Source organism: Pseudomonas pergaminensis, from assembly GCF_024112395.2.
GTDB lineage: Bacteria > Pseudomonadota > Gammaproteobacteria > Pseudomonadales > Pseudomonadaceae > Aquipseudomonas > Aquipseudomonas pergaminensis.
Genome location: NZ_CP078013.2, coordinates 1,504,539 through 1,523,614, shown reverse-complemented (window position 1 = coordinate 1,523,614; position 19,076 = coordinate 1,504,539). Strand labels below are relative to the sequence as shown.

The 19,076-nt window shown below is 60.6% G+C and carries 21 protein-coding genes; 15 read left to right on the top strand and 6 right to left on the bottom strand.

Annotated elements, in window-relative coordinates; genetic code table 11:
* Positions 1–53: 53 nt before the first annotated feature.
* The 8 genes from livH to KUA23_RS06815 all read left to right on the top strand — a co-directional run bounded on the left by livH (position 54) and on the right by KUA23_RS06815 (position 6,395).
* Positions 54–977: a high-affinity branched-chain amino acid ABC transporter permease LivH gene (livH, locus tag KUA23_RS06850; RefSeq protein ID WP_003172375.1), complete on the top strand. Its 924-nt coding sequence runs from the start codon at positions 54–56 to the stop codon at positions 975–977.
* Entirely contained in the window at positions 974–2,227 is a 1,254-nt protein-coding gene (locus KUA23_RS06845; protein ID WP_078047257.1) for a high-affinity branched-chain amino acid ABC transporter permease LivM, read from the top strand. Before livH ends, KUA23_RS06845 begins: the two co-directional genes overlap by 4 nt.
* Complete coding sequence (gene livG / locus KUA23_RS06840; RefSeq protein ID WP_005785832.1) at positions 2,224–2,991, top strand: high-affinity branched-chain amino acid ABC transporter ATP-binding protein LivG; 768 nt, start codon at positions 2,224–2,226, stop codon at positions 2,989–2,991. Before KUA23_RS06845 ends, livG begins: the two co-directional genes overlap by 4 nt.
* Before the next feature lies 1 nt (position 2,992).
* Entirely contained in the window at positions 2,993–3,694 is a 702-nt protein-coding gene (locus tag KUA23_RS06835) for an ABC transporter ATP-binding protein (protein WP_010212366.1), read from the top strand.
* 247 nt (positions 3,695–3,941) lie between these two features.
* The gene (locus KUA23_RS06830; protein ID WP_012722651.1) at positions 3,942–4,238 is read left to right on the top strand and encodes a BufA1 family periplasmic bufferin-type metallophore; all 297 of its coding nucleotides are present in this window, start codon (positions 3,942–3,944) and stop codon (positions 4,236–4,238) included.
* Positions 4,239–4,261: 23 nt separating this feature from the next.
* The gene (gene bufB, locus KUA23_RS06825) at positions 4,262–5,140 is read left to right on the top strand and encodes an MNIO family bufferin maturase (RefSeq protein ID WP_078047256.1); all 879 of its coding nucleotides are present in this window, start codon (positions 4,262–4,264) and stop codon (positions 5,138–5,140) included.
* Positions 5,137–5,913 carry an HvfC/BufC N-terminal domain-containing protein gene (locus tag KUA23_RS06820; protein ID WP_078047255.1) on the top strand — a complete coding sequence of 259 codons (777 nt, stop codon included), beginning with the start codon at positions 5,137–5,139 and terminating at the stop codon, positions 5,911–5,913. Before bufB ends, KUA23_RS06820 begins: the two co-directional genes overlap by 4 nt.
* Entirely contained in the window at positions 5,910–6,395 is a 486-nt protein-coding gene (locus KUA23_RS06815) for a DoxX family protein (RefSeq protein WP_099493764.1), read from the top strand. Before KUA23_RS06820 ends, KUA23_RS06815 begins: the two co-directional genes overlap by 4 nt.
* Here KUA23_RS06815 and KUA23_RS06810 read toward each other — a convergent pair.
* Positions 6,392–7,300: a LysR family transcriptional regulator gene (locus KUA23_RS06810; RefSeq protein WP_078047253.1), complete on the bottom strand. Its 909-nt coding sequence runs from the start codon at positions 7,298–7,300 to the stop codon at positions 6,392–6,394. The genes KUA23_RS06815 and KUA23_RS06810 overlap by 4 nt on opposite strands.
* A gap of 103 nt (positions 7,301–7,403) precedes the next feature.
* On the opposite strand from KUA23_RS06810, the gene KUA23_RS06805 reads away from it, so the two are divergent.
* The 3 genes from KUA23_RS06805 to KUA23_RS06795 all read left to right on the top strand — a co-directional run bounded on the left by KUA23_RS06805 (position 7,404) and on the right by KUA23_RS06795 (position 10,491).
* Positions 7,404–8,003 (top strand): short chain dehydrogenase, encoded by a 600-nt coding sequence (locus tag KUA23_RS06805; RefSeq protein ID WP_078047252.1) that lies wholly within the window; start codon positions 7,404–7,406, stop codon positions 8,001–8,003.
* A 96-nt stretch (positions 8,004–8,099) separates the two neighbouring features.
* Positions 8,100–8,771 (top strand): COG3650 family protein, encoded by a 672-nt coding sequence (locus KUA23_RS06800; RefSeq protein WP_214496495.1) that lies wholly within the window; start codon positions 8,100–8,102, stop codon positions 8,769–8,771.
* Between the two features lie 106 nt (positions 8,772–8,877).
* Positions 8,878–10,491, top strand: a complete 1,614-nt coding sequence (locus KUA23_RS06795; protein WP_252993621.1) for an NAD(P)/FAD-dependent oxidoreductase — start codon at positions 8,878–8,880, stop codon at positions 10,489–10,491.
* A gap of 41 nt (positions 10,492–10,532) precedes the next feature.
* Here the strand turns inward: KUA23_RS06795 and KUA23_RS06790 are convergent, their stop codons facing one another.
* A complete protein-coding gene (locus tag KUA23_RS06790; protein ID WP_078047249.1) occupies positions 10,533–11,627 on the bottom strand; it encodes a PLP-dependent cysteine synthase family protein in 1,095 nt (364 codons plus the stop codon).
* A 216-nt stretch (positions 11,628–11,843) separates the two neighbouring features.
* Between KUA23_RS06790 and nhaA the strand changes: the two genes are divergently transcribed.
* From nhaA to KUA23_RS06775, 3 genes are all read left to right on the top strand, one after another.
* Positions 11,844–13,019 (top strand): Na+/H+ antiporter NhaA, encoded by a 1,176-nt coding sequence (gene nhaA, locus KUA23_RS06785; protein WP_078047248.1) that lies wholly within the window; start codon positions 11,844–11,846, stop codon positions 13,017–13,019.
* A 167-nt stretch (positions 13,020–13,186) separates the two neighbouring features.
* Entirely contained in the window at positions 13,187–14,425 is a 1,239-nt protein-coding gene (locus KUA23_RS06780) for an S-type pyocin domain-containing protein (RefSeq protein ID WP_078047247.1), read from the top strand.
* On the top strand, positions 14,422–14,757 hold the full coding sequence (locus tag KUA23_RS06775; protein ID WP_078047246.1) for a hypothetical protein: 336 nt from the start codon (positions 14,422–14,424) through the stop codon (positions 14,755–14,757). The genes KUA23_RS06780 and KUA23_RS06775 overlap by 4 nt, the downstream gene beginning before the upstream one ends.
* Before the next feature lie 211 nt (positions 14,758–14,968).
* On the opposite strand, the gene KUA23_RS06770 is transcribed toward KUA23_RS06775, so the two are convergent.
* Positions 14,969–15,433, bottom strand: a complete 465-nt coding sequence (locus KUA23_RS06770) for an outer membrane lipoprotein (RefSeq protein ID WP_003189251.1) — start codon at positions 15,431–15,433, stop codon at positions 14,969–14,971.
* Between the two features lie 157 nt (positions 15,434–15,590).
* Here KUA23_RS06770 and KUA23_RS06765 point away from each other — a divergent pair, with 157 nt between their 5' ends.
* Positions 15,591–15,851, top strand: a complete 261-nt coding sequence (locus tag KUA23_RS06765) for a hypothetical protein (RefSeq protein WP_078047245.1) — start codon at positions 15,591–15,593, stop codon at positions 15,849–15,851.
* Between the two features lie 36 nt (positions 15,852–15,887).
* On the opposite strand, the gene pdxH is transcribed toward KUA23_RS06765, so the two are convergent.
* The 3 genes from pdxH to KUA23_RS06750 form a co-directional block, all read right to left on the bottom strand.
* Entirely contained in the window at positions 15,888–16,535 is a 648-nt protein-coding gene (gene pdxH, locus KUA23_RS06760; protein WP_099493756.1) for a pyridoxamine 5'-phosphate oxidase, read from the bottom strand.
* 27 nt (positions 16,536–16,562) lie between these two features.
* Entirely contained in the window at positions 16,563–17,717 is a 1,155-nt protein-coding gene (locus tag KUA23_RS06755) for an OmpA family protein (RefSeq protein ID WP_252993620.1), read from the bottom strand.
* A gap of 143 nt (positions 17,718–17,860) precedes the next feature.
* Positions 17,861–19,006 carry a serine hydrolase domain-containing protein gene (locus tag KUA23_RS06750; RefSeq protein WP_252993619.1) on the bottom strand — a complete coding sequence of 382 codons (1,146 nt, stop codon included), beginning with the start codon at positions 19,004–19,006 and terminating at the stop codon, positions 17,861–17,863.
* Positions 19,007–19,076: the final 70 nt, after the last annotated feature.

The window sequence follows — 19,076 nt, the reverse complement described above, 5'->3', positions numbered from 1 at the left end:
CCGGAACATGACTCCACCAGTGAAATGCGTATCGGGTTTTTAGGAGCGTTGTAATGCCTGAGATCTATCATTTTTTCCAGCAGCTGGTTAATGGCCTGACCATTGGCAGCACCTATGCCTTGATAGCCATTGGCTACACAATGGTCTACGGCATCATTGGAATGATTAACTTCGCCCATGGCGAGGTGTACATGATTGGTTCCTACGTGGCCTTTATCGCCCTTGCCGGGTTGGCCATGATGGGTATCCACTCCCTGCCGCTGTTGATGACCGCTGCGTTCCTTGCGTCGATCGTCGTGACCAGTGCCTATGGCTACAGTATCGAGCGGGTTGCCTACCGTCCCTTGCGTGGCAGCAACCGTTTGATCCCGCTGATTTCCGCGATCGGCATGTCGATTTTCCTGCAGAACACCGTATTGCTGTCCCAGGACTCCAAGGATAAATCCATCCCCAACCTGATCCCGGGGAGCTTCTCCTTTGGCCCGGGCGGTGCGGAAGAGGTCCTGATTTCCTACATGCAAATCCTGGTTTTCGTCGTCACCCTGGTGGCGATGCTGGGCCTGACCCTGTTCATCTCCCGCTCCCGTCTGGGGCGCGCCTGCCGGGCCTGCGCCGAAGACATCAAGATGGCCAACCTGCTGGGCATCAACACCAACAACATCATCGCCCTGACCTTCGTAATCGGCGCCGCACTGGCAGCCGTCGCGGCGGTGCTGCTGAGCATGCAGTACGGCGTGATCAACCCCAACGCCGGATTCCTGGTGGGCCTCAAGGCTTTTACCGCGGCGGTATTGGGCGGCATCGGCAGTATCCCGGGCGCCATGCTCGGTGGCCTGGTGCTGGGTGTGGCTGAAGCCTTTGGTGCCGATATCTTCGGCGACCAGTACAAGGACGTCGTGGCGTTCGGCCTGTTGGTTCTGGTGCTGTTGTTCCGTCCGACCGGCATCCTGGGCCGTCCGGAGGTTGAGAAAGTATGAGCAGATATCTTAAATCGGCGTTTTTCAGCGCGCTGTTGGTTTGGGCGGTTGCGTTCCCCGTACTCGGCCTCAAGCTGAGCATTGTCGGCATCAACCTGGAAGTGCATGGCACCGGTCCCGTGACCCTGACCATCATCGCCCTGTGCTCGGTGCTGATGTTCCTGCGCGTGCTGTTCACCCAGCAGGTCGGTGCCCTGTTCAAGGGCAATCGTGGGCCGTTGGTGTCGCCAAAGGTCAGCCAATTCCTGACCCTGCCACGCACCCAGCGCTACATCATCATTGCCCTGATCATCGCCGCATTGATCTGGCCGTTCTTCGGCTCGCGCGGCGCGGTCGACATCGCCACCCTGATCCTGATCTACGTGTTGCTGGGCCTGGGCCTGAACATCGTGGTCGGCCTGGCCGGCCTGCTCGACCTGGGTTACGTGGGCTTCTACGCCGTGGGTGCCTACACCTACGCACTGCTCTCGCATTACCTGGGTTGGAGCTTCTGGATCTGCCTGCCACTGGCGGGTATGGCGGCGGCCACGTTCGGCTTCTTGCTGGGCTTCCCGGTGCTGCGCCTGCGCGGTGACTACCTGGCGATCGTGACCCTGGGCTTCGGTGAAATCATCCGTCTGTTCCTGCGCAACCTCACCGATATCACCGGCGGCCCCAACGGCATCAGCAGCATCCCCAAGCCGACGTTCTTCGGCCTGTCGTTCGACCGCACCGCCGCCGAGGGCATGCAGACGTTCCACGAATACTTCGGGATCGACTACAACCCGGTGAGCAAAGTGGTGTTCCTGTACCTGGTGGCGCTGCTGCTGGCACTGGCGGCTCTGTTCGTGATCAACCGCCTGCTGCGCATGCCCATCGGCCGCGCGTGGGAAGCGCTGCGCGAAGATGAGATCGCCTGCCGCGCACTGGGCCTGAACCCGACCATCATCAAGCTCTCCGCCTTTACCCTGGGTGCTGCGTTCGCCGGTTTCGCCGGCAGCTTCTTCGCCGCGCGCCAAGGCCTGGTGACCCCCGAGTCGTTCACCTTCATCGAGTCGGCGATCATCCTCGCCATCGTCGTATTGGGTGGCATGGGCTCGCAACTGGGCGTGATCCTGGCCGCGATCGTGATGATCCTGCTGCCGGAAATGATGCGTGAGTTCAGCGAATACCGCATGTTGATGTTCGGCGCCATGATGGTGCTGATGATGATCTGGCGCCCGCAAGGCCTGCTGCCCATGCAACGTCCACACATGGAGCTGCGCAAATGAGCCGCGAGATCCTGAAAGTCGAAAACTTGAGCATGCGCTTTGGCGGCTTGCTGGCGGTCAACGGCGTGGCCCTGACCGTGAAAGAAAAACAGGTGGTTGCGCTGATCGGCCCCAACGGCGCCGGCAAGACCACCGTATTTAACTGCCTCACCGGTTTCTACAAGCCGAGCGGTGGCAGCATCCTGCTGGACGGCCAGCCGATCCAGGGCCTGGCCGGTCACGAGATCGCCCGCAAGGGCGTGGTGCGGACCTTCCAGAACGTGCGGCTGTTCAAGGACATGACGGCGGTCGAGAACCTGCTGATCGCCCAGCACCGTCACTTGAACACCAACTTCTTCGCCGGCCTGTTCAAGACCCCCGCGTTCCGCAAAAGCGAGCGCGAGGCCATGGAGTACGCGGCGTACTGGCTGGACAAGGTCAACCTCACCGAGTTTGCCAACCGCCCTGCCGGCACCCTGGCGTATGGTCAGCAACGTCGCCTGGAAATCGCCCGCTGCATGATGACCCGCCCGCGGATCCTCATGCTCGACGAGCCGGCCGCCGGCCTGAACCCCAAGGAAACCGAAGACCTCAAGGCGCTGATCAGCGTGTTGCGTGAAGAAAACAACGCCACGGTGTTGTTGATCGAACACGACATGAAACTGGTCATGAGCATTTCCGACCACATCGTGGTGATCAACCAGGGCACGCCTTTGGCCGACGGGACGCCGGAGCAGATCCGCGACAATCCTGAAGTGATCAAAGCCTATTTGGGGGAAGCGTAAAATGCTGCAATTCGAAAACGTTTCCACTTTCTACGGCAAGATCCAGGCCCTGCACAGCGTCAACGTGGAAGTGCGCCAGGGTGAGATCGTCACGCTGATCGGCGCCAACGGTGCCGGCAAATCGACCTTGCTGATGACCCTGTGCGGTTCGCCGCAGGCCCACAGCGGCAGCATCCGCTACATGGGTGAAGAGCTGGTGGGCCAGCAGTCGTCGCAGATCATGCGCAAGAGCATCGCGGTGGTGCCGGAAGGCCGTCGTGTGTTCTCACGCCTGACCGTGGAAGAGAACCTGGCCATGGGCGGGTTCTTCACCGACAAGGGCGATTACCAGGAGCAGATGGACAAGGTGTTGCACCTGTTCCCTCGGCTCAAGGAACGCTTCAGCCAGCGCGGCGGCACCATGTCCGGCGGCGAGCAGCAAATGCTCGCCATCGGTCGTGCGCTGATGAGCAAGCCCAAGCTGTTGCTGCTGGACGAACCTTCACTGGGCCTGGCGCCGATCATCATCCAGCAGATCTTCGACATCATCGAACAGCTGCGCAAGGACGGTGTGACGGTGTTCCTCGTTGAGCAGAACGCCAACCAGGCCTTGAAGATTGCTGACCGCGCCTATGTGCTGGAAAACGGCCGGGTGGTGATGCAAGGAACTGGCGAACAGTTGCTGACCGATCCGAAGGTGCGTGAGGCATATCTGGGCGGCTAAGGTTTTATTGCTGAAGGAACCGGCTTGAACAATGTGGGAGCGGGCTTGCTCGCGAATGCGGTGGATCAGTCAACGATGCAGTGACTGACATACCGTATTCGCGAGCAAGCCCGCTCCCACATTTGTTTTGCGTGAAGCGAAATTTTTAATTTTTTTGAAGCCGGTGTAACGAATTCCATCCCCCCCTCTCTAGTGGTACAAGCAGGCATTCAAGCCCGCCAACTCAACCCACTGCTGGAGATGCACCATGACTACCAAACTGTCCGCCGCTACCCTCGTCCTGGCCCTTGGTTCCGCCTTGAGCCTGTCCGCCCTGACCACCACCGCCCACGCTGCCGACGACATGCAGAAATGCTTCGGCGTCGCCGAAGCCGGCAAGAACGATTGCGCCGCGGGCGCCGGCACTTCGTGCGCCGGTACCTCGAAAACCAAAGACCAGGCCAACGCCTGGAAACTGGTCCCCGCCGGCACCTGCCTCAAGACCCCAAGCTCCACCTCGCCGACCGGCTTCGGCCAGGAAGCTGCCTTCACCGCCAAGTCCTGATCCCTCGCAAAACCTGAGTACTGATGATGACTCTTTCATCCCTGCAAGCCATCTCCCAGGCTCAGGCGCCCGGCCTCCCGCGCCGGGTCGGGCTGGGGCTCAAGCATGAGCACTTCGTTGAAGTGCTCGAGACCTCGCCCGCTATCGGTTTTTTTGAAGTGCACGCCGAAAACTACATGGTGGCCGGCGGCCCGTTTCATCATTACCTGGGGTTGATCCGCGAACAGTACCCGCTGTCATTGCACGGCGTGGGCCTGTCCATCGGCGGCGAAGGCCAGTTGGATACGGAGCACCTGGCGCGGTTGGCCACGCTGATCGAACGCTATCAACCCCACTCTTTTTCCGAACACCTGGCCTGGTCGAGCCACGGCCCGGTGTTCCTCAATGACCTGCTGCCCCTGGCCTATGACAGCGCCACCCTGCAACGGGTGTGCGAACACATCGACCAGATACAGAGCACCCTCAAGCGGCCGATGCTGTTGGAGAATCCGTCGACCTACCTGCAATTCCAACGCTCCACCCTGGACGAGACGGACTTCATCAGCGAAATCATCCGTCGTACCGGCTGCGGCTTGTTGTTGGACGTGAACAACGTCTACGTGTCCTGCATCAACCATCAGCGCGATCCAGCGTCCTACCTCGAAGGCCTGCCGTTGCACGCCGTCGGTGAGATTCACCTGGCTGGATTTGCTGAAGACACTGACAACCTCGGTGATCGCTTGCTGATCGACGACCACGGTGCGCCGATTGATAACGCCGTGTGGCAGCTGTACGAAAAAGTACTGGCTCAAGTCGGCCCGATGCCAACCCTGATCGAACGTGACAACCAACTGCCGGCATTCAGCGTACTGCTGGCCGAGGCTCAACAGGCCGAAAGGCATCTGGCGCAGGTAAGCCCATGAGCCTTCACGACGACTTCTCTGCAGCCTTGCTGACACCGGAACAAGCCTGCCCCGATGGCCTGTTCAGCAGCAATGGTGCCGACCCGGCCAGCCGTTTCGCGGTGTATCGCAACAATGTGCACAGCTCGTTGATCAACGCATTGGCGGCGGCTTACCCGGTCACACTGCAACTGGTGGGCGAGGCGTTTTTCCGCGCCATGGCGAGCCTGTATGTGCAGGCGCACCCGCCTATCAGCCCGGTGATGAGTGAGTACGGCGGCGCGCTCGCCGAGTTCATCCAAGGCTTTGAACCCGCGCAAAGCGTGCCCTACCTGGCGGACATCGCCCGGCTGGAGCGCTTGCGCGTCCGTGCCTATCACGCCGCCGATTGCCAGGCACTGGATCAGCAGGCCGTCCTCCTGGCGCTGCAGGGTCAAGCCGACCTGGGGACCCTGCGCCTGCACCTGCATCCGTCGCTGGCCACGCTCAATTCACCCTACGCGGTGGTGGCAGTGTGGGCTGCGCACCAGACCGAGGGCGGCCTGGCCACCCTGAACCCCTGGCATCCCCAGGGGGCGCTGGTGCTGCGCCAGGGGCTGGAGGTCAAGGTATTTGCCATCGACCCTGGCTCGGTGGCGTTCATCAACAGCCTGGCGCATGGCAACACATTGGGAACCGCCGTGGAGCATGCGCTGGAAGCATCCGCCGAATTTGACCTGCACCAATGCCTGACGCTGCTGATCAGCCACAACACCCTCACTCATTTGCACCTGGAACAAAAGGTATCGCCATGAACACTCGCCCCTCGTGCCTGATCAAACGGCTCATCGCGCTTTTCGAACAAATCCCCTACAGCCTGATCGCCTTTGTCGCGCGCTTTTCCATTGCCGCCGTGTTCTGGAAATCCGGGCAAACCAAAGTTGAAGGCTTTGCCGTTGATTTGATCAGCGGCACCTTCCAATTCGGCGAACCGAAACTGGCAGCCTCGACATTGCCGCTGTTTCGCAGCGAGTACCACGTGCCGTTGTTGTCGCCGGAAGTGGCGGCGCATATGGCTGCGTTTGCCGAGCATTTTTTCCCGGTGCTAATCCTCGTGGGCTTCGCCACGCGCTTTTCGGCCTTGGCCCTGATCGGCATGACCCTGGTGATTCAGCTGTTCGTCTACCCAGACGCCTACCCGACCCATGGCACCTGGATTGCGCTGCTGTTGCTGCTGGTGGCCAAAGGGCCAGGACGCCTGTCCATCGATCACCTGATCGCCCGTCGCTACGCCTAGAGCCGGTCCAGTGCCTCGCCGCTGCGCTTGAACCAATCCACCAAGTAGTCGGCCAACACCTGGGTGCGACGTGGCAGGCCGCCCTGATAGGGATGCACCAGGTACATCGGCATGCTCCGCGTCTGATAGTCACGCAGGAGCCAGCGCAAACGGCCGTCAGCCAATTCCGCCGGCAGCACGTAGGACGGCAGGCGCGCGATACCGGCGCCCACCAACGCGGCCTTTTTCAACAGGTTGTAGTGGTTGGAGGCGAACGTGCCGCTGACCCGCACCCGCAGCAATTCATGCTGCTGGTGGTACAGCCACTCCTCGCGGCCACTGTAGTGGCTGTTAAGCAAACAGGTATGCCCGGCCAGGTCGGCCGGCGTCTGGGGTTCGCCATGCTGTTCAAGGTAAGCCGGGCTCGCGCAGGTCATCTCATGCCAGGCCAGCAACGGCTTGGCCACCAGACGCTCGTTTTCGATCGCGCCTAAGCGCACCCCCAGGTCAAACCCGTCCCGCGCCAGGTCCCGGTAGCTGTTGTTAAGCTCCAGTTCGATCTGCACCTGGGGATATTGCTTGGAAAACTCCAGCAGTAAGCCGTCGAAGAAGGTTTCGCCCAGCGACACCGGAACGGTCATGCGCACCGGCCCTGCCAGATCATCCTTGAGCCGGGCCAATGCCTGACGGGCGCGATCCACCTGCACCACCAATGCCTGGGCCTGGGGCAGCAACGCCGCACCCGCGGCGGTCAGGCTGAGTTTGCGCGTGGTGCGGTGCAGCAACACCACGGCAAACCGCGCCTCCAACTGGCTGATACGCTTGGACAACTGCCCTTTGCTGCAGCCCAGTTGCTCGGCAGCCACGGTGAAACTGCCAGCGTCGATCAGCACGGCAAACGCCGCCAAGTCATCCATCTCGCTCATGGATTGTTTCCATTTGAAAACCAAAGGTTGCCTATTAGCGCGTTTATCCATCGGAAAAGCCACTCTAGACTGAACCCTCACTTACCCCTGGAGGAACAGCACCATGAAAATCCTATTGATTGGCGCCAGCGGCACCGTCGGCTCGGCGGTCAAGGCGGAACTGGCTCAGCGTCACGACGTGATCAGCATCGGCCGCAACAGCGGCGACTTCCAGGTGGATATCAGCGACAGCGCATCGATCCGCAAACTGTTCGAACAAACCGGCAGGTTCGATGCGCTGATCTGCGCAGCGGGCAGCGTCAACTTCGTGGCCTTGCCGGAAATGAACGAATCCGACTTCGAACTGGGCCTGCGCGACAAGCTGATGGGCCAGGTCAACCTGCTGTTGATCGGCCGCGACTACGCCAACGATGGCGCCTCGTTTACCTTCACCAGCGGCATTCTGAACCGCGACCCGATCCGCACCGGCGCCTCGGCTGCGCTGGTCAACGGCGCCATTGACGCCTTTGTGAAAGCGGCGGCGATCGAATTGCCACGCGGGCTGCGCGTCAACGCCGTGAGCCCGACTGTCCTGTTGGAAGCCATGGACAGCTATGCACCCTACTTCCGCGGCTACAAACCGGCTCCCGGCGCCGACGTGGCGTTGGCCTACGCCAAAAGCGTGGAAGGCCTGCAAACCGGTCAGACGTTTATCGTTGGCTGAACAGGTTGGGCTGTCAGAATAGACTGAAGCTGGCGAGCGGGGTTGTGATGCAGCGCCGGCCTGCGTAACGTGGCGGCACTTGTCTGGAGACCGATAATGCGTGCCGCCCATACCCTTGCTTTGTTTGCCTTGCTCCCCCTGTTCGCCGCCTGCCAGATGTTCGAAAGCGAGCCGGCCAAGCCGTCTCTCGCCGGGCTGACCCGCATGCAGGGCGAACTCACGGCGGTCGGTGGCAAACTGCTGTTCCAACCGTGCAATGACCAACGCAACTACGTGGTCAACGACACCGGCGGCACCAGCATCCTGCAGGAGGCGGCCTCCCTGGCCGGCCAGCAAGGCGCGCTGTTCGCCGACCTGCGCGGCCAGTTCTCTGGGGTTGCCACGGGCACCCAGGGCAGCGTGGACCTGCAGCAACTCTATCGTGTCGAACGCTCGACCTCGGCCTGCGACGACCCGGACTTCAAGCGCATGATCCTGCGCGCCAACGGCCACAAGCCGGCCTGGGCGATGAACGTCACGGCCAAGGGCATGGTGCTGGAGCGCGAAGGCCAGCCACCGCTGGCGGTGCCGTATGTGGAAGAACAGATCGGTGACGGTCGCTTCAACCTGATGACCGAAGCCAACAACCAGCATGTCGAACTCTGGGTGGCCCCGCAGCGTTGCGTCGACCCGGTCAGCGGCAGCCTGCAGCACATGACCGCCGAGTTGCGCGTCAACGGCCAGGTGCAACGGGGTTGCGCCGCGTTTGGCGGTTCCCGCGACGACTGACTTGGCCCCGCGCTGTTTTAACATGACGGGAAACGGTCATTGGGGCTTATAATCGCCGGTTTGCAAAACAGCCGGCCTCTTTGCCCGCCGCCTACCGGATCCCGTCATGTTACGAATCACCGAACTCAAGCTGCCCATCGACCATCCCGAAGAAGACCTGCGGCCTGCCATCGTGCAGCGCCTGGGCATCGCCAGTGATGACCTGCTCGATTTCACCCTGTTCAAACGCAGCTACGATGCGCGCAAGAAATCCTCGGAGCTGTGCTTCATCTACACCATCGACTTGAACGTCAAGGGCGAAGCCGCCCTGCTGCTCAAGTTCGCCGATGACCGCAACGTCAACCCGGCGCCGGATGTCAGCTACAAGGTCGTGGGCCAGGCACCACAGGGCCTCACAGAACGCCCGATCGTGGTCGGCTTCGGCCCCTGCGGGATCTTTGCCGGGTTGTTGCTCGCGCAGATGGGCTTCAAGCCGATCATCCTCGAGCGCGGCAAGGAAGTGCGCCAGCGCACCAAAGACACCTGGGGCCTGTGGCGCAAGAGCGTGCTCAACCCTGAGTCCAACGTGCAGTTCGGTGAAGGCGGCGCCGGGACCTTTTCCGATGGCAAGCTGTACAGCCAGATCAAAGACCCGAAATTCCATGGCCGCAAAGTCTTGCACGAGTTCGTCAAGGCTGGTGCGCCGGAAGAAATCCTCTACGTCAGCAAACCGCATATCGGTACCTTCCGCCTCACCGGCGTGGTCGAAAACATGCGCGAGCAGATCATCGCCCTGGGCGGTGAAGTGCGCTTCGAGCAACGGGTGACCGACGTATTGATCGAAGACGGCCAGTTGAACGGCGTGGTTGTCGATGGCGGCGAGCAGATCCTTTCCAAGCACGTGATCCTGGCCCTGGGCCACAGCGCCCGCGACACCTTCCGCATGCTCCACGACCGTGGCGTGTACATGGAAGCCAAGCCGTTCTCGGTGGGTTTCCGTATCGAACACCCGCAATCACTGATCGATGCCGCGCGCCTGGGCAAATACGCCGGGCACCCGAAACTCGGCGCCGCCGACTACAAGTTGGTGCACCACGCCAAGAACGGCCGTTCGGTCTACAGCTTCTGCATGTGCCCAGGCGGCACGGTGGTAGCGGCGACCTCCGAGCCCAATCGCGTGGTCACCAACGGCATGAGCCAGTACTCGCGTAACGAGCGCAATGCCAACTCCGGCATCGTGGTCGGCATCACCCCCGAGGTGGACTATCCCGGTGGCCCGCTGGCCGGTATCGAGTTGCAGGAACGCCTGGAATCCCACGCCTATATCCTCGGTGGCAGCAACTACGAGGCGCCGGCGCAGCTGGTGGGTGATTTCATCGCGGGCAAGCCGTCCACGGCCATCGGCAGTGTGGAACCCTCCTACAAGCCAGGCGTGTCCCTGGGCGACCTGGCCCTGGCCTTGCCGGACTTCGCCATCGAAGCGATCCGTGAAGCACTGCCGGCCTTCGAGAAGCAGATCAAGGGCTACTCGCTGTACGACGCCGTGTTGACCGGTATCGAGACGCGCACCTCATCGCCGCTGCGGATTACCCGTAACGAATCGATGCAAAGCTTGAACGTAAAGGGCCTGTTCCCGGCCGGTGAAGGCGCGGGTTATGCCGGTGGGATTCTGTCCGCCGGTGTGGACGGGATTCGGATTGCCGAGGCGTTGGCGCGGGATATGTTGGGCCTCGAAGCCTGACACCTGCCCCTGTAGAAGCCCGGCTTGCCGGGCCCTACAGGTTAGATGTTGGCGCGCAGAATGCTGTCCGGCAACGCCTCGCCCCGCTCGACACTGGCCGCAACGGCCGCGATCAATCCATCCACCGCATACCCCTGCCCCGCCAACCAGGCCGGATCGTAATAGGTCGTGGCATATCGCTCTCCCCCATCACACAAGATCGCCACGATCGAGCCCGACTCCCCCGCCACTTTCATTTGCTGCGCCGCTACCAGGGCGCCAATCAGGTTGGTCCCGCTGGAACCGCCGACCCGTCGCCCCAGCCGCTCGGCGAGGTAATGCATGGCCGCCAGTGAGAGTGCGTCCGGCACTTTGACCATGGCATCAATCACCTTGGGCAAGAATGACGCTTCGACCCGTGGCCGGCCAATGCCTTCGATGCGCGAACCGCAGTCCAGGCGCAAACTCGCGTCGCCACTCTGATAGAAATCGAAAAACACCGAACGCTCGGCATCGGCACATAACACACGGGTGCAATGCTGGCGGTAGCGCACATAACGACCAAGGGTCGCGGTGGTGCCGCCGGTGCCGGGGCTGGAGATCAGCCAGCTCGGCTCCGGATGTTGCTCGAAGCGCATTTGCTGGAAGATCGACTCGGCAATGTTGTTGTTCGCCCGCCAGTCGGTGGCACGCTCGGCGTAGGTGAACTGGTCCATGAAGTGACCGCCGCTTTCCCGCGCCAGGCGCTCGGATTCGGCGTAGATCTGCGTCGGATCCTGTACCAGGTGGCTGTGACCGCCATAGAAGGCGATCTGTGCGATTTTTTCCTGGGAGGTGGTGGCTGGCATCACCGCAATAAACGGCAAACCCAACAGACGCGCAAAGTAGGCCTCGGAAATGGCCGTCGAGCCGCTGGACGCTTCGATCACCGGCGCACCCGGCTTGAGCCAACCATTGCACAGCGCGTAGAGGAACAGCGAGCGAGCCAACCGGTGCTTGAGGCTACCGGTGGGGTGGCTGGACTCGTCCTTGAAATACAATTCGATACCCGGCAAACCCGGCAACGGCAAGGGGATCAGATGGGTGTCAGCGCTGCGCTGGAAGTCCGCTTCAATGATGCGAATGGCTTCGCGGGCCCAGGGACGGTGGTCGCTCATGAGGGAGTTCTCTAAGGATTTCAGCCCCAATCTTAGGATGTTTCCTACACTGCACACAGATACAGTGAAGACTCAATTGGACACACAATTGCTAGGCTTTGGCGCAACGCCATCCACCCTCATCTCTTATAACAAATAAGAATATAACTTTTGTTTTAACAACTAACGGTACGGGTTAGGGTACCCACCTATTGAACCTTGATTGGAGAGCATCCCTTGCCTCTGCGTAGCACTTTCACCCGTTTCTTCCAGCTGGAAGCCGCCAGCGGTCTGTTATTGATCGCCGCTGCCGCTTTGGCGCTGATCATCAACAATTCACCCTTGTCGCACCTCTACGGCGCGTTTCTTGACGTGCCGGTGGTGGCGCAGATCGGCGCATTGAAAATCGCCAAGCCAGCCCTGCTGTGGATCAACGACGGCCTGATGGCCCTGTTCTTTCTGCTGATCGGCCTGGAGGTCAAGCGCGAGTTGCTCGACGGCCACCTGTCCAAGCCCTCGCAAGTGGTGCTGCCGGGTGCAGCCGCCATCGGCGGCATGGTGGTGCCGGCGCTGATCTACTGGGCAATCAACAAGGACTACCCCGCCGCGCTTTCCGGCTGGGCGATTCCCATGGCCACCGACATTGCCTTCGCCCTGGGCGTGCTGGCCCTGCTGGGCAAGCGTGTACCGGTGTCGCTGAAGCTGTTCCTGATGACCCTGGCAATTATTGACGACCTGGGCGCGATCATCGTGATCGCCGTGTTCTATTCCGCCGACCTGTCCGGTGCTGCCTTGGCGGGCGCAGGTGCCTGCCTGGTTGCCTTGATCGCAATGAACCGCCTGGGTGTGATCAAGCTCGGGCCGTACCTGATCATCGGACTGATCCTGTGGGTGTGCGTACTCAAGAGCGGTGTCCACGCCACGCTCGCCGGTGTGACCCTGGCCTTCTGTATCCCGATGCGCACCAAGAACGCCGAGCCATCGCCGCTGCTGACGCTGGAACATGCCCTGCACCCGTGGGTGGCCTACGGCATCCTGCCGTTGTTCGCCTTCGCCAACGCCGGCGTGTCCCTGACCGGTGTCAGCCTGGAAAGCTTCACCCACCATGTACCGATGGGCATCGCCGCCGGCCTGTTGATCGGCAAGACCGTCGGCGTGTTCGGCCTCACCTGGCTGGCCATCAAGGCTGGCCTCGCCACCCTGCCCAGCGGCGCGAACTGGGGCCAGGTGTTTGGCGTAGCGATCCTGTGCGGCATTGGCTTCACCATGAGCCTGTTTGTCGGCTCCCTGGCGTTTGTGCCGGGTGCCAGTGAGTTTGCTGGTGAAGACCGGATGGGGATTCTGACGGGATCGATTCTGGCGGCGTTCATTGGTTATGCGGTGACGGCGATGGCGAGTCGTAAGAAAATCTGACCTTATTTGCAGGCGCCGGCCATTTCAAGCCGGCGTCTGATTTCCCCGTTCACTCAGCATATCTACCCTTCTCAGACTCCCCCTACATCCCCCCTTCTTGACTTGGCCTAACGTCGTCTTCCGGCTTTTATGCCGGACGTCGTTATACAACAAGCCAGGAGGGCACAATGGCAAACAAAAAGGACGTATACCAAGTTTGGCGATGTTACGGGACTGGCACCGGTGGATACCGACGTCTGGAGCCCATGAACGAAGCCGAATTGGCGGGCCGGGCAGTGAGCCAGCAACAAGCTCAGAGGGAAGTAATCGACCGGCAGATAGCAGAAGAAGCACGCTTTCTGGTTAAGCCGCTACCCCCTCAGGTACCTAAGGAAGGTTGCGTATTTGCTAAGTCCTGCAATTTACCGGACGCAATCATCGATTATCACGAACCGACCGGTTATGTGCCTCTTGATAGGTTAAGAGACTATGCCGAATACGCACTGCTGGGTGGGATAGAAGCAGACAGTTCCGGTCGGCTGAGATTGGGAATGATCGGTGGCAGTCCTCTGCCGGCAGGATTTGGAGGGCTATCGCTTGGTGGCGTCGCCACGGCTGGCAGCGTGGGCACAGTCGCCACAGCGAGTGTCAGCACGGTGGGCACCGCCTTTTTGGCAGGCATAGTTGCACTCGTATGGCCCTCCAATCTCGGCGACAGCGCGCTTTACAGCGAAGATCAATTGCGCTCCATGGCCAGGGCGCGTACGCGGGTACGCTTGCATATCGAGCAACGCGATGACGGTACGCTCAAGGGATACGCTTTCTATACGGGAAAGAACCACGACTGGGAAATGGTCGATGTGGTGCAGTTTCAGATACGGCATGCGCACTACGTTGCCGACTTGGGTGATGGGGTTGAGCTGATCTGGACGCCTGCTACCGACCCCGCCAGTACACTCGGCATACCTGCATTGGAAGCGGCGCCATCGACGCCGCACATATGGGTATATCCGCCCACCGAGCAAGCCGCCGATATAATTGTCGACCCGATTTATCCACCTGAGTACAGGGATTTCATCCTGGTATTTCCGGCGGATTCAGGGGTCAGGCCGCTGTATATCGTCGTTAGCTGGAAGTATGAGGACGCGCCCTATCACAGCAAAAAGGGGAATTCAGTTAAAAGTAAACGCCCTGAAAATGGGCTGGATTCGCTTAATGAATCGATAGAGGTAAATCCGCCGAATTCGCGACGACGTATAGCGATTGATCCGCATACAAATGAGTTTGTAGTGATAGATCGTACTGCTGAAGGTGCCTATCACGCCCACGTAAGACCTTGGAGCGGCTTACGACAAGAAATGAAAAACGCCTTGATCAGAGCTGGGAAAACCAACCGCAAAGGCAAAATCCTGGGAGATACAAAATGACAATGCGATACCACGACCCATCACTGGAACACGATGAAGCAGTACGCTATCTAGCAACATCAGATGTCAGCAAAGTGACGGAGGCATTGATTTCGATTGGGCTTGATGAACCGAATGGCGACTGGGCAGAACATACCTGTCTCCAATTTATCGAACACCCTGACGACGAGATTTCAGCGGCAGCAATCGTAGCTATTGGACACATCGCACGTCGATTCGGGGCATTAGATATGACAAAGGTCACGCCGGCGTTGGAACAGGCAAGACGCAGGTCGCCGTCTCTGTCGGCTGCGGTGAATGACGCAATGGATGACATAGAAATGTTCACCTGAAGCCCAACCCCTTCGGATTCTGTCGCCGCGTCCTATGAGTATGCGAGCCGAGCGTAAAATCTGGTCCGCAATAAAACCGCCCTGCTAAGGCGGTTTTTTATTGCCGGCGTTTTTGTATGTAACCCGCCCGCCACCGGCTAGACGCCCGCCCCTAAAACCAAAAACCCCAACCGGTCACCCGGTTGGGGTTTTGTGTTTCCAACGCCGACGTTTAGCGAGTAACGCGGCTGGTACCATCGACGGTCATGATGCGTACGCGGTCGCCGATGCGGAAGATTTCATTCTCCTGCACGGCCTGCACGTAGGCGCGCATGCTGCCGTCGTCTTCGCGAACGGTGATTTCCACACCCTGGGTGCGGGTCAGGCCTTCTTCGGTGGCCGAACCCAGCAGCCCGCCAGCGACGGCGCCGATCACGGCGGTCACGATGCTGCCACGGCCGCCGCCGATAGCGCTGCCGCCAACGCCGCCGATGACGGCGCCAGCCGCGCCGCCGATTGGGGTCTTGGTACCTTCGATTTTCACCGGACGCAGGGATTCAATGGTACCCATGCGCACGGTCTGTACACGACGCGCTTCGTCACGGGAGTACGAGTCGCCGGTCAGACTCGAGGCGCAGCCACCCAGCAGCAACGACAGGGTGGTAAAGCAGGCAACCAGTAAAACGGACTTACGCATAGCATCAACTCCAAAGGACAGGTGTTCATTAAACGCTGCGGCTTGACGCCTGTCACGGCAAGCCCCGCAGAAAATTGCTTTCATTCAGCCTTAGTACAGACTGCCCGCACCAGAAAACTCGACGAACGGTAGCTCTTCTCTCGTAGCCAGGTCCCTCATGGATTACTTCATCATTGTAGTCACAACCCTTGCCGGCCTGTATTTCCACGGCTGGTTGTACCTGCGCATCCGGCGCTGGATCGACCGTGACCTGGCACTGTCCCTGGCGGGCGATGATCCGCACAAGCGTGCCTTCATGCTCACGCAACTGGAGCAGGCCCGTGCGTTGAAGATCAAACGGTCTGAGTTGCCGGACTGGCTGAAGAATGCGGCGCAACAGTACACGCCCGGAGTCTCTGTTCAAGAGACTTCGGGGTGATGGGCAACATTCAAGCGAAGTGACGAAAGGTGCAGCTCAGGGCGCCAGACGCTCGCGCGTCCACTGCGAATCTTGCAGGCGGTAGTTGAGGCGGTCATGCAGGCGGCTGGCGCGGCCTTGCCAGAACTCGATGCGCTCGGGCAACAGGCGATAGCCACCCCAGTGCTCCGGGCAGTCGGGCTGGGTATCACTGAAGCGCTGCTCGGTAGCCTTGAGCAGGTCCTGCAGCTCTTCGCGGTCACGAATGACTTGGCTCTGCGGAGAGGCCCAGGCCCCCAGGCGGCTGCCCAGCGGGCGGACCTGGTAATAAGCGTCCGACTCCTCGGGCGTGACCTTGACCACCCGACCTTCAATGCGCACCTGGCGCTCGAGGGTCGGCCAGAAGAAGGTCATGGCTGCGAACGGCCGCGCCGCCAGCTGTTGACCCTTGGCACTCTGATAGTTGGTAAAGAAGGTAAAGCCCTGCGCATCCAAGCCCTTGAGCAACAGGATGCGGCAGTGCGGGCGACCGTCCTGGTCGACGGTGGCCAGGGTCATGGCGTTGGCCTCCACCGGTGGCTGCTCGGTTTTCACCGCGTCGGCAAACCACTGGTGGAACAAGGCAAACGGCTCGCTCGGGGCCTGGGCCTCGCTCAAGCCGTCCCGTGTGTAGTCACGGCGCATATCGGCCAGTGCCTGGGTCATGCGGCTTTATCCTTCTGGTTCAGCAGATCAGTTTTTCGCCTGGTCATTCGCCGGCGCAGCGGCCTTGGCCTTGGCTGGAGCCGGTTTTTTCGCAGCGGGCTTGGCCGGGGCTTTTTTGGCCGCAGGCTTGGCTGCCGCTTTTTTCGCGGCTGGCGCCTTTTTAGCCGGTGCCTTGGCGGCCGGGGCCGGGGCTGGAACGTCCTGCACTGCAACCATTTCGGCGACAGGCGGGGTTTTGCCCGACTGGTACTTGCTCAGCAGCGCCAGCATGGTGGTGCGCTGGGTGAACATGATTTCCATGCGACGGTTCAGGGCACGGCCCTGGTTGCTGTCGTTGGCCGCTCGTGGCATCAGGTCACCCATGCCGCGCAGCATCAGACGGTCTTGCTTCAAGCCGCTGAGGCTGAAGATCGAGGCGATGGATTGCGCGCGCTCCTTGGTCAACGCCTGGCTGGCCGGGGCGGTGCCGGTGGCATCGACGTGGCCGAGTACCAGTACGGCGGTCTTCGGATCGGCTTCAACGGCCTTGGCCACACGGGTGAACGGGCCGAGGGTGACGGGCAGCAACATGGCCGGGCGTTTCGGGTTGTAGGAGCCGTCGACCGGGGCGATCACCACCAGCACGTTGTCACGACGCTCGAGTTGCAGGTTGCTGTCCTTGATGGCAGCACGCAGGCGCGGCTCATAGTCGTCCAACCAGGCTTGGGTGATTTTCGGATCGGGCATCGGCACGTTGGTCACGTCGACCTTGGCCAATGGCTTGGGCTTGCTTTCGAACGGCCACCACCAGTGGGTTTCGGTGTCGTTCTTGGCAACCGTAGGGGCAGGTTCTGCGGCCTTGAGGTCGGCTTTCAGGTCGGCCTTGGCATCGGCAGCCTTTTCGTCGGCGGTCTTGGAAGAGAATGGCCACCAGCTGGAGCCGGTGTCAGCCTTGGCGGCTGGAGCCGGGGCTGGCGCAGCAGCCGCAGCGGCTACCGGTGCGGCAGGCTTGGCGCCGGCAGCTGGCTTGGCGTCAGGTTTGGCCTCTGGCTTGGCGTCGGCTTGGGTCACTGCATCCTTGGTCGCGGCCTTATCAGATCCAAATGACCACCAATGCCCACCCTCGGCATCATTTTGTGGAGTTTGTGCGCAGCCGGTAATAGTGAGGCATAGCGCCAGTGCCAAGGACTTGTTCGATAACATGAGATATCCACAAAATGAGAAAAGAAACGGGGGTCTGGATGACCCGTTAAACAGACGCTTACAGAACATTAAAGTTACATCATTTCGTTCAGCGCCTTCTTATAGTTGCCTTTGTAACAAAAAAACGTGAAACAGCAAGGGGTTTACAGACAACCGGCCAATATTCCGACCAACTTCTGCGCCCGTGGGTCCATAAGTACATAAGGCCCCAATGTATTAGTCACGAAACCAAATGCTACATCGTGCTCAGGGTCGGCAAACCCCACCGAGCCACCGGCGCCAGGATGCCCGAATGCACGCGGGCCAAGGCCGAACGTGGCGTTGGGCAGCTGCGGCTGGTCCAACATGCAGCCCAGGCCAAAACGGGTGTGTGTCAATAATGTTTTATCCGGCCCGATACTGTGTTCGCGGGTCAATTGTTCGAGCATGTCGGCTTCAAGCAAACTACCGTCCAGTAATCCACTATAAAAACCCGCCAGGCTGCGCGCATTACCGTGACCATTCGCCGCTGGCTGCTGCATACGGCGCCATTCAGGTTTATTAGTGCTGGTCAGAATAGACGGTGGATTGGCAAATGCACGCGTGGTCATGGCCGCCGGTTCACGCATCATTACTTGCAGTAAACGTTGTGCGGCTTCATCGCCCATATTGCCTTTGCTGCGCGCTATATGTGCAACGCGGTAAAACTCTTCATCCGCCAGCCCCACGTGGAAGTCCAGCCCCAATGGCCGCGCCACCCGCGCGACAATGGACTCTCCCGGCCCACGACCATCGGCACGCCGCAGCAATTCACCGACCAGCCAGCCGTAGGTGATGGCCTCGTAGCCGTGGCCTTGGCCCGGCGTCCACCACGGGGCTTCGGCGGCCAACGTATCGACCATCAGTTGCCAGTCGTAGAGAGCCTCGGTGGGCAGCATTTCGCGGATCGCCGGCAACCCGGCCTGGTGGCAGAGCAACTGGCGCAGGGTGATGGCCTCTTTCCCGGCGGCAGCAAATTCAGGCCAGTAGTGGGCGACCGGCGCATCGAGTTGCAATTTGCCTTCGGCCACCAATTGCAGAGCCGTGACCGCCGTAAAGGTCTTGGTGCAGGAAAACAGGTTGACGATGGTGTCGCTGTGCCAGGCCTCGGCCCCGTCCTTGTCGGCGGTGCCGGCCCACAGGTCGACGACGGTTTCGCCACCGATCTGGACGCAAAGCCCGGCACCACGCTCCTGTGGGTCATCGAACAACGCGGCGAAGGCTTCACGTACCGCTTCGAACTGGAGTTCGTAATGACCCTGAATCTGCACCTGAGCGCCCTCGAAAAACATCGAAAAAAGTGGCCGACATTGTTCCAGCCCTTGTAGGTTTTGTGAACCC

Bases quoted from the DNA above. Each gene is read 5' to 3' on its own strand.
- livH (WP_003172375.1), top strand. From the start codon at position 54: ATGCCTGAGATCTATCATTTTTTCCAGCAGCTGGTTAATGGCCTGACC.
- KUA23_RS06845 (WP_078047257.1), top strand. From the start codon at position 974: ATGAGCAGATATCTTAAATCGGCGTTTTTCAGCGCGCTGTTGGTTTGG.
- livG (WP_005785832.1), top strand. From the start codon at position 2,224: ATGAGCCGCGAGATCCTGAAAGTCGAAAACTTGAGCATGCGCTTTGGC.
- KUA23_RS06835 (WP_010212366.1), top strand. From the start codon at position 2,993: ATGCTGCAATTCGAAAACGTTTCCACTTTCTACGGCAAGATCCAGGCC.
- KUA23_RS06830 (WP_012722651.1), top strand. From the start codon at position 3,942: ATGACTACCAAACTGTCCGCCGCTACCCTCGTCCTGGCCCTTGGTTCC.
- bufB (WP_078047256.1), top strand. From the start codon at position 4,262: ATGATGACTCTTTCATCCCTGCAAGCCATCTCCCAGGCTCAGGCGCCC.
- KUA23_RS06820 (WP_078047255.1), top strand. From the start codon at position 5,137: ATGAGCCTTCACGACGACTTCTCTGCAGCCTTGCTGACACCGGAACAA.
- KUA23_RS06815 (WP_099493764.1), top strand. From the start codon at position 5,910: ATGAACACTCGCCCCTCGTGCCTGATCAAACGGCTCATCGCGCTTTTC.
- KUA23_RS06810 (WP_078047253.1), bottom strand. From the start codon at position 7,300: ATGAGCGAGATGGATGACTTGGCGGCGTTTGCCGTGCTGATCGACGCT.
- KUA23_RS06805 (WP_078047252.1), top strand. From the start codon at position 7,404: ATGAAAATCCTATTGATTGGCGCCAGCGGCACCGTCGGCTCGGCGGTC.
- KUA23_RS06800 (WP_214496495.1), top strand. From the start codon at position 8,100: ATGCGTGCCGCCCATACCCTTGCTTTGTTTGCCTTGCTCCCCCTGTTC.
- KUA23_RS06795 (WP_252993621.1), top strand. From the start codon at position 8,878: ATGTTACGAATCACCGAACTCAAGCTGCCCATCGACCATCCCGAAGAA.
- KUA23_RS06790 (WP_078047249.1), bottom strand. From the start codon at position 11,627: ATGAGCGACCACCGTCCCTGGGCCCGCGAAGCCATTCGCATCATTGAA.
- KUA23_RS06780 (WP_078047247.1), top strand. From the start codon at position 13,187: ATGGCAAACAAAAAGGACGTATACCAAGTTTGGCGATGTTACGGGACT.
- KUA23_RS06775 (WP_078047246.1), top strand. From the start codon at position 14,422: ATGACAATGCGATACCACGACCCATCACTGGAACACGATGAAGCAGTA.
- KUA23_RS06770 (WP_003189251.1), bottom strand. From the start codon at position 15,433: ATGCGTAAGTCCGTTTTACTGGTTGCCTGCTTTACCACCCTGTCGTTG.
- KUA23_RS06765 (WP_078047245.1), top strand. From the start codon at position 15,591: ATGGATTACTTCATCATTGTAGTCACAACCCTTGCCGGCCTGTATTTC.
- pdxH (WP_099493756.1), bottom strand. From the start codon at position 16,535: ATGACCCAGGCACTGGCCGATATGCGCCGTGACTACACACGGGACGGC.
- KUA23_RS06755 (WP_252993620.1), bottom strand. From the start codon at position 17,717: ATGTTATCGAACAAGTCCTTGGCACTGGCGCTATGCCTCACTATTACC.